At 73.5% G+C, this 8,405-nt stretch carries 5 protein-coding genes, 1 pseudogene and 1 riboswitch; of the genes and pseudogenes, 2 read left to right on the plus strand and 4 right to left on the minus strand.

The genetic code is table 11. The features are described from left to right. Positions 1–85: 85 nt before the first annotated feature. Positions 86–922: a ketose-bisphosphate aldolase gene (locus ACFXMG_RS13370; protein ID WP_383817857.1), complete on the minus strand. Its 837-nt coding sequence runs from the start codon at positions 920–922 to the stop codon at positions 86–88. A 94-nt stretch (positions 923–1,016) separates the two neighbouring features. Continuing rightward, the gene (locus tag ACFXMG_RS13375) at positions 1,017–1,940 is read right to left on the minus strand and encodes an SIS domain-containing protein (RefSeq protein WP_383817858.1); all 924 of its coding nucleotides are present in this window, start codon (positions 1,938–1,940) and stop codon (positions 1,017–1,019) included. A gap of 348 nt (positions 1,941–2,288) precedes the next feature. Between ACFXMG_RS13375 and ACFXMG_RS13380 the strand changes: the two are divergent. After that, positions 2,289–4,326 (plus strand): annotated as a pseudogene (locus ACFXMG_RS13380) (phosphocholine-specific phospholipase C). 60 nt (positions 4,327–4,386) lie between these two features. Here the strand turns inward: ACFXMG_RS13380 and ACFXMG_RS13385 are convergent. Then, complete coding sequence (locus tag ACFXMG_RS13385) at positions 4,387–4,974, minus strand: hypothetical protein (RefSeq protein WP_383817860.1); 588 nt, start codon at positions 4,972–4,974, stop codon at positions 4,387–4,389. 325 nt (positions 4,975–5,299) lie between these two features. Continuing rightward, positions 5,300–5,485: riboswitch (cyclic di-AMP (ydaO/yuaA leader) on the plus strand. A gap of 4 nt (positions 5,486–5,489) precedes the next feature. Here ACFXMG_RS13385 and ACFXMG_RS13390 point away from each other — a divergent pair. Next, positions 5,490–6,353 (plus strand): transglycosylase SLT domain-containing protein, encoded by an 864-nt coding sequence (locus ACFXMG_RS13390; RefSeq protein WP_383817861.1) that lies wholly within the window; start codon positions 5,490–5,492, stop codon positions 6,351–6,353. Here ACFXMG_RS13390 and ACFXMG_RS13395 read toward each other — a convergent pair. Next, positions 6,347–7,651 (minus strand): phosphoribosyltransferase family protein, encoded by a 1,305-nt coding sequence (locus tag ACFXMG_RS13395; protein ID WP_383817862.1) that lies wholly within the window; start codon positions 7,649–7,651, stop codon positions 6,347–6,349. The two genes, ACFXMG_RS13390 and ACFXMG_RS13395, sit on opposite strands and share 7 nt — an antisense overlap. Positions 7,652–8,405: the final 754 nt, after the last annotated feature.

Genomic DNA, 8,405 nt, shown 5'->3' on the forward strand with positions numbered 1-8,405 from the left:
GCGGGCGCCGGCCTGGGGAGGGTGTGCCGGACCTGGTGTCGGCACCACCAGGCTCGGCGTCCGGGGCCGGGGGCGTCGCCCCTGGTCAGCTGGGGTCGAGGAGGCCGAGGAGGTGGGTGACCTGCTCGGCGACGGCCGCGCGCGCCGGGGTGAGGTAGCGGCGCGGGTCGACGTCGGCGGGGTGCGCGGCGAGGTGGTCGCGGACGGCGCGGGTGAAGACCTTGTTGAGGTGGGTGGAGACGTTCACCTTGGTCATGCCGGCGGCCACGGCTCGGGTGAGCAGCGGGTCGGGGACGCCCGACGAGCCGTGCAGGACGAGGGGGACGTCGACGGAGGCGCGGAGCCGGGCGATCAGTCCGAGGTCGAGGACGGCGTCCCGGGTGACCATCTGGTGGACGCTGCCGACGGCGACGGCGAGGGCGTCGACGCCGGTCGCGGCGACGAAGGCGCGGGCCTCGTCGGGGTCGGTGCGGACGCCGGGGTCGTGGGCGCCGCCCTTGCCGCCGACCTCGCCGAGTTCGCCCTCGACCCAGACGCCGTGCCGGTAGCAGTGCTCGACGACCTCGCGGGTCGCGGCCACGTTCTCCTCGTACGGGAGCCTCGCCGCGTCGAACATGACGGAGCCGAGGCCGAGTTCCACCGCCTCGTGGACGAGCTCCGGGCTCTCGGCGTGGTCGAGATGGACGGCGGCGGGGGTCTTCGCGGCGCGGGCGAGCGCGAGGCAGGCGAGCGCGACGGGTTCGAGGCCGCCGTGGTAGCGGACGGTGTTCTCGCTAATCTGGAGGACAACGGGCCGGTCGGCCCGCTCGGCTCCGGCCACGATGGCCTGGGCGTGCTCCAGTTGGAGGACGTTGAACGCGCCCACACCGGCGCCGCCGGCGCGGGCCCGCCGGACGATCTCGTGGGTCGGGGTCAGTGGCATGGTCCTGCTCCGGTGACGGGGTGGAGGGTGGGGGCCTTGCGGGCGGGGTCGCGGGCGGGTCTCGGTGCGGGGCCGGGCGGTACGGGTGCCGGGTTCAGGCGCCGGCGTCCGCGAGGACGACGGAGCGGGTGAGGTTGCGGGGCCGGTCGGGGTCGAGGCCCTGGGCCTCGGCGACCGCGACGGCGAGGCGCTGGGCGAGGACGAGTTCGGCGAGCGGGTCGAGAGCGCCGGCGACGAGGGTGCCGCCGACCGCGCGGATCTCCTCGGCGAGGCCGTCGGGCAGGGGGCCGAAGCTCCAGGCGACGCGCCCGGGGCCGGTGATGCTGATGGGCCCGTGGCGGTACTCCATCGCCGGGTACGCCTCCGTCCAGGCGCCGGCCGCCTCGCGCATCTTGAGCCCGGCCTCCTGGGCGAGGCCGTAGGTCCAGCCGGTGCCGAGGAAGGTGAACTGCCCGGCCTCGCGCACGGCGGCGTCCAGCGGCCGGACGAGGGCGAGTTCGGCGTCGTCGGCGGCCCGGGCGACGGGGGCGACACCGTCGGGCAGGGCGTCCTCGGCCTCCAGGTGGGCGCGGAGGAGGGCGAGGGCGGTGGTGGCGAAGCGGGTCTGGACGACCGACTCCTCGTCGGCGAAGTCGAGGACGGCGACGGCGTCGGCGAGGTCCATGACGGGGGTGGCCGGGTCGGCGGTGATCGCTCCGGTGGGGACGGTTCCGGCCAGCCGGGCGAGGACGGCGAGGACCTCGCTGGTGGTGCCGGAGCGGGTGAGGGCGATGACCCGGTCGTAGCTGCGGGAGAAGGGGAAGCGGGAGGCGGCGAAGGCGTCGGTCTCGCCGTGTCCGCCGGCCTCGCGCAGATCGGCGTACGCCTGGGCCATGAACCAGGAGGTGCCGCAGCCGATCACGGCGACGCGCTCGCCGCGCCGGGGCAGGGCGGGGGCGTGCCGCGGCAGCGTGCGGAGCGCCTCGCGCCAGACGGCGGGCTGGGTGGCGATCTCAACGGTGGTACGGGAGGGGGCCATGCACACTCCTTGCACGAAAGAGACAGCAGTGATGCGTGAGAATGCTCAGAACGAGCAGTATTCAAGCAGATTCACGCATCTAAATGCCAGGGTATCCCCCACGCCGCCGGAGACCCGGAGCCGCACCGGCGGCGGGACGGTCACGCGCCGGAGCTCGCACGACAGGCCCTCGACCGACTTATTGGTCGCACCTGATACCAATTCCCCTACAGGTTGGACCAGGCTGAACGAGCACGACCTGCCTGTTCACCAACCCCTTACCGCACGTGCGTATACCTTTGGGCGCCGCTCCCCCATCATGGCTGCCGACACGCCCGCAGGGGCACACCGTGACAGGAGGGGCGGGGCATGCTTCCCATCAGCCGCAGAGGGTTCGTCGGGATCGGGGCGGGGCTCGGTGCCGGGCTCGTCGCGGGGGCCGCACTGCCCCCGGCGACGGCCTCGGCCGCCGCGCGGGCCGCGACCGGCACCCTGACCGACGTCCGTCACGTGGTGATCCTCATGCAGGAGAACCGCAGCTTCGACCACTACTTCGGCACCCTCCGGGGCGTGCGCGGCTTCGGAGACCGCGCGGCGGGGAACATCCCCGGCGGCTGGGGCACCTTCCAGCAGCCCAACTGGGGCGGCCGGCAGTTCCCCTGGAAGCTCAGCGACACGCCCCCGGCCGGCGGGGTCGACGGCGAGACGCTCGCCCAGTGCAACGGCGACCTGCCGCACAGCTGGACCTCGCAGCACGCCGCCTGGAACAAGGGCCGGCTCGACAACTGGGTGACCGGTGTGGGCAACACCCGCACCCTCGGCCATCTCGACCGCGAGGACATCCCGTTCCACCACGCGCTCGCCGACCACTACACGATCTGCGACGCCTACTTCTGCTCGGCGCTCAGCGCCACCGGCCCGAACCGCACCTTCCTGTGGAGCGGCAGGATCGACGCCTCCAGCAAGGACGGCGGGGACGAGTCGGGGCTGACCTGGGAGACGTACGCGGAGGCGCTCCAGCGGGCCGGCGTGAGCTGGAGGGTCTACCAGAACGCCCAGGACAACTACGGCGACAACGGCCTCGCCTACTTCAAGAAGTTCACCGACGCCCGGCCCGGCGACCCGCTCCACGACCGGGGCATGGCCTCGGTCCCGAAGGTCACCGGCTCGACCCCGGACGACATCGCCGCCGCGATCCGCGCCGACGTCCTCGCCGGCACCCTGCCGCAGGTGTCGTGGGTGGTGGCCAACGAGGCGTTCTCGGAGCACCCGTACGCCCCTCCCGGCGACGGCGCCCACTTCGTCGACCTGGTCTACCGCGCCCTGGCCGCGAACCCCGAGGTCTTCGACTCGACGGTGATGTTCCTCAACTACGACGAGAACGACGGCTTCTTCGACCACGTGCCGCCGCCGGTCGCCCCGCCCGGGACCCCGGGCGAGTACCTCGACGGCGTGCCGATCGGCCTCGGCTTCCGCGTCCCGATGCTCGTCATGTCGCCGTGGACGCGGGGCGGCTGGGTCAGCTCGGAGGTCTTCGACCACACCTCCGTGCTCCGCTTCCTGGAGACCTGGACCAGCGCCCTCGGCACCCCGGCGGCCTGCCCGAACATCAGCGCCTGGCGGCGGAAGGTGACCGGCGACCTGACCGGCGTCTTCGACTTCTCGAACCCGGTGTACGGGGTCCCCGGCGGCCTCCCGTCGACGACGGAGGTCATCGGCATGGCCACCTGCGGCCCGCTCCCGAACCCCGCGCCGCAGAACAACGCGCTGCCCGCCCAGGAGCCCGGCACCCGCCCGGCCAGGGCGCTCCCCCTACCAGCCGAACGGCAACCTCGACCGCTTCGAGTTCGGCGCCGCGGGCAAGATCCTCGCCTGGTTCTCCCTGACCAACCAGGGCCCGCAGGCCCGGCGGGCCGCCCACTTCTCGATCCACCCGCACCAGCACCGGGACACCGCCGCCTGGCAGTACACGGTGGACCCCGGGACGACCACCTCCGACTACTTCAACATCGGGCTCGGCTCGGGCTCGGGGAAGTACGACATCTCGATGATGGGCCCGAACCGCTTCCTGCGCCGCTTCATCGGCGACGCCTCCAAGGCGGGCAAGGCGATCGAGGTGGCGGCGCGCTTCGCGACCGAGCCGGGCACCGGGAAGACGGCGATCTGGTTCAGGATGACCAACACCTCCGCCGGCCCGGTGACCTTCACGATCCGCTCCAACGCCTACCGCGCGGACGGCGCGTGGACGTACACCGTCCCCGCCGGCTCCACGCGCGAGGACTTCTTCAACGCGGTGGCGTACCACGACGGCTGGTACGACTTCACGGTCCTCGCCGACATCGACGGCACCTGGTCGCGCCGGTACACCGGCCACATCGAGACGGGCGCCCCGAGCGTCACGGGCTGACCGCGGGGCGCGCGGGGCCTCGCGCTGGCTCTGGCCCTCGCCCTCGCCCTCGCCCGTCGCTCAGCGGCCGGCGAGGGCGGCGCGGTGGATGGTGGCGTCGACGAGCGCGAGCGCGTCCTCGGCGGTGCGGCCCGGGGCGCGGTTCCAGGGGCCGATGAGCCCGTGCCACCCCCGCGACCGCAGCTCGGTCATGATCCAGGCGCCGGCCTCGTTCATGGTGGACGCGCTGCCGTGACCGAGCCGGTGGGCGGCGAGCAGGGCGCCGCAGAGACACCGCGCGCCGCGCGCGTCACGCAGCTTGTACGGGGTGTTCTGCCAGCCCCACTCGGTCAGCACGCGGCGCGCGTAGGCCAGATGGACGGAGGGCCGTACGTCGGCCCGGCCGACCCGGCGCCAGACGTGCAGCCGGTCCGGGAGGACGGCCCCGATCCTGCCCGGCAGCGGGCGCTCGGTAGGCGGGGCCGGAGGCAGCGCGTCGAGGGCGTCGGCGACCAGCTGATCGACGGGGACGGAGAGCAGGCTCCGCCAGGCTTCGGGGGCGGGTGGGACCAGGCGCTCCCAGGCGGCGGACTCGTACAGGCGGGCCGCCTCGCGGTCGAGGGCGTCGGGGTCGAGCTGCGCGGTGGACGTCAGAACAGGAAGTGACATTCCTACATCATTGGGACTGATTGTCCAGTTTGCGACTTATGCCACCCGACCGGCACCCTCGGCTCTGACTATCGACATGACGACGCATTGCTCCGCAAAAGGCATCAGATTCCCTATTCGGACATTGCGCCGCCCAGTGACGCGACTCACTCCGCCCCGGCGCAACCCATCGTCCGATTCCCCACGAGCCATGCGCCGCAAGGGATTCCGACCGGCCCGCCGAAACCGTCGATCTTGAATTCCGGCCGGTCGATCTTTACCTCCCCATTTCTCGCGCATTCCCATCTTGTTCCCCGCCGCATTCCTCGCCTACGGTCACCTCTATTCGAGCGGATCGCCAAATCCTGCCACCGCCCGAAAGACCTCCCATTTCACCCGACGGCAGGAGCGGGGGACCCACCACACCGCCGGTCCGGCCATCCGGAACGGCTCGGGGTGAAGCCGCGTGCGCGCGGCCGGACATCTCCAGTCCGAACCCGACAGCTCACCTCGCAGGCGCCGGAGAGGAAACCGTCATGCCCGCTCACGGCAAGCACCGCCGCCCCCGACGCCGTACCGTCACCCGAGGTCTCGCCTTCGCGGGCACCGGCGGAGTCGCCCTCGCCCTGCCGCTGGTCGTGCCCGCCACGGCCGGCGCCCAGCCCGCCGCTCCCGCCCTCGCGCCGGCCGCCGCCGTCGCGGCTCCCACCGCGCGGACCGCCGCCGTGGCGCAGGCCCCCGCGGCCGTTCCCGCCGCTCCGGCCGCCGCGCGCGCCTACACCGTGGTGAAGGGCGACTCGCTTTCCCTGATCGCCCACCGAAAGGGAATTCAGGGCGGCTGGAAGTCGCTTTACCAGGCGAACAAGAAGACCGTGGGTGACAATCCGTCACTCATTCACCCCGGTCTCGAACTGACGATTCGTCGGGATTCCGCCAAGGCCGCGCCGAAGCCCCAGCAGACGGCCCGCAAGAGCGCGGCGAAGCCCGCGTCCGGCGGTTCCGCCGAACGGGCGAGCCGCTCCGCCGCCCGCGCCGCGGCCCCCGCCGTCCAGGCCGCCCCGATCGCCGCCACCCAGTACGCCGACAACCTCGACGGCTGGATCCGCGAGTCGCTGGACGTGATGGCCCGGTACGGCATCCCCGGCTCGTACGAGGGCATCCACCGCAACATCATGCGCGAGTCCTCGGGCAACCCCCGCGCCATCAACCTCTGGGACTCCAACGCCGTGAAGGGCACGCCGTCGAAGGGCCTCCTCCAGGTCATCGACCCGACGTTCGCGGCGTACCACGTGCCGGGCACCTCGCTCGACCCGTACGACCCGGTCGCGAACATCACCGCCGCCAGCAACTACGCGGCCGACCGGTACGGCTCCATCGACAACGTCAACGGCCCCTACTGATCCCGCCCGTTCACGGCCGCACGGAAGCGGCCGGTGAACCAGTCCGTCGCCAGCGACGCCACCTCCTCCAGGGCCCCCGGCTCCTCGAAGAGGTGGCCGGCGCCGGGTACGACCTCCAGCCGGCTCTCGCAGCGCAGCAGCGCCTCGGCCCGCCGGTTGAGGTCCAGGACGAGGTCGTCGCTCCCGCCGACGATCAGCAGTGTCGGGGCCCGGACCCCGGCGAGACGCTCCCCCGCCAGGTCGGGCCGGCCGCCCCGGGACACCACGGCGGCCACGTCGTCGCCCGGGTCCGCCGCCGCCCACAGCGCGGCGGCCGCACCCGTACTCGCCCCGAAGTAGCCGCGCGGCAGACGTTCGATACCGGGCGTCCCGGCCGCCCAGGCGGCGGCGCGGCCCAGCCGCTCGGCGAGCAGCGGGGTGTCGAAGACCCGTGAACGGTCGGTCGCCTCGGCCTCGGTGAGCAGGTCGAAGAGGAGAGTCCCGAGCCCCGCCCGGTTCAAGGCGGAGGCGACCTCGCGGTTCCGCGGACTGTGCCGGCTGCTGCCACTGCCGTGCGCGAAGAGGACCAGCCCAGCGGCCCCGTCGGGCACCGCCAGATCACCGGACAGCACCGGTTCGCCGCCCGGGATCCGCACGGCGGTGTGCCGGACGACCGGATCACGCGCCGCCCGGCTCCGGTCGAGCCGGGCCACCACCTCGGCGTCCGGCGTCTGGTCGAACTCCCGGTAGAACTGCCCGACCGCCGCGAACCCCTGCGGGGCGCGCACGGCGACCGTCTCGTCGGCCTCGCCGCCGAGCCGCGCCGTCCACCCGTACGGCGCCACCGGTACCGCGAGCACTATCCGGGCGGCGCCCCCGGCCCGTACCACCCGGCAGGCGGCCAGCGCGGTCGCACCGGTCGCGAGCCCGTCGTCGACGACGACCACCGTCCGCCCCTCCAGCGGCACCGGCCGACGGCTGCCCCGATAGAGCCGGGCCCGCTCGGCCATCACCGCCCGCTCCCGCTCCTCGACCGCCGCCAGATCCCGCGCACCCACCCCCGCGTCCCACAAGATCTGCTCATTGACGACCCTTACTCCCCCCTCCCCGATGGCCCCCATGGCCAGCTCGGGCCGACTGGGCACCCCCAGCTTCCGCACCAGACAGATGTCCAACGGCGCGTCCAACGCCTCAGCCACCTCCGCCGCCACCGGCACCCCACCCCGAGGCAGCCCCAACACCACAACATCCCGCCCCTTGAGATGCCCAAGCCGAGCCGCCAGCTGCCGCCCCGCATCCACCCGATCGGCGAAATACATAACAGCCGCCTTCCCACTCACCCCCCACACACAACAACCCCACCCGCCCCAGCCGGTACTTCCAGGGTCCCACCACGGGGAGGGAGGGGGGTGGCGGGACGGGCGGGGTTCTGACGGCAAAGGACCGGGCTCGGCAGCACGGACGGGTCTGGTTCCGGCGGCGCGTGCGGGGCCCGCCAGCATGGGCAGGACCCGACGAAGCGGGCCGGATCCGCCACCGGTCCGAGTCCAACAACACGAGCGGATCCGCTGGCACGGGCCGGGGCCTGGCAACACGGGCTGGGGCCCGCCGCCGTGGGCGGGGCAGGCGGCACGGGCCGGGATCCGCCTGCACGGGCCCGGCACGGCGACGCGATCAGGGTTCCGACGGCACGGGCGAGGTCCGGCGAAACGAACCGGAGCCCGCCGACACAGGCAGGTTTCCCACGGCACAGGGCCGGGCGCGGCAGCACGGGCGGGCCTGTTCGGTACAGGCCCGGTTCCGGCGGCGCGGGCCGGGCCCGCCAGCATGGGCAGGGCTCGACGAAACGGGCCGGATCCGCCGCCGGTCCGGGTCCGACGGCACGAGCGGATCCGCTGACACGGGCGCCCGGCAACACGGGCTGAGGCCCGCCGTGGGCAGGGTGTCGACGGCACGGGCCGAGATCCGCCTGCACGCGCCCGGCACGGCGACGCGATCAGGGTTCCGACGGCACGGGCGAGGTCCGGCGAAACGAACCGGAGCCCGCCGACACAGGCAGGTTTCCCACGGCAC

Origin of the sequence: Streptomyces sp. NPDC059201 (assembly GCF_042754585.1) — a bacterium.
GTDB lineage: Bacteria > Actinomycetota > Actinomycetes > Streptomycetales > Streptomycetaceae > Streptomyces.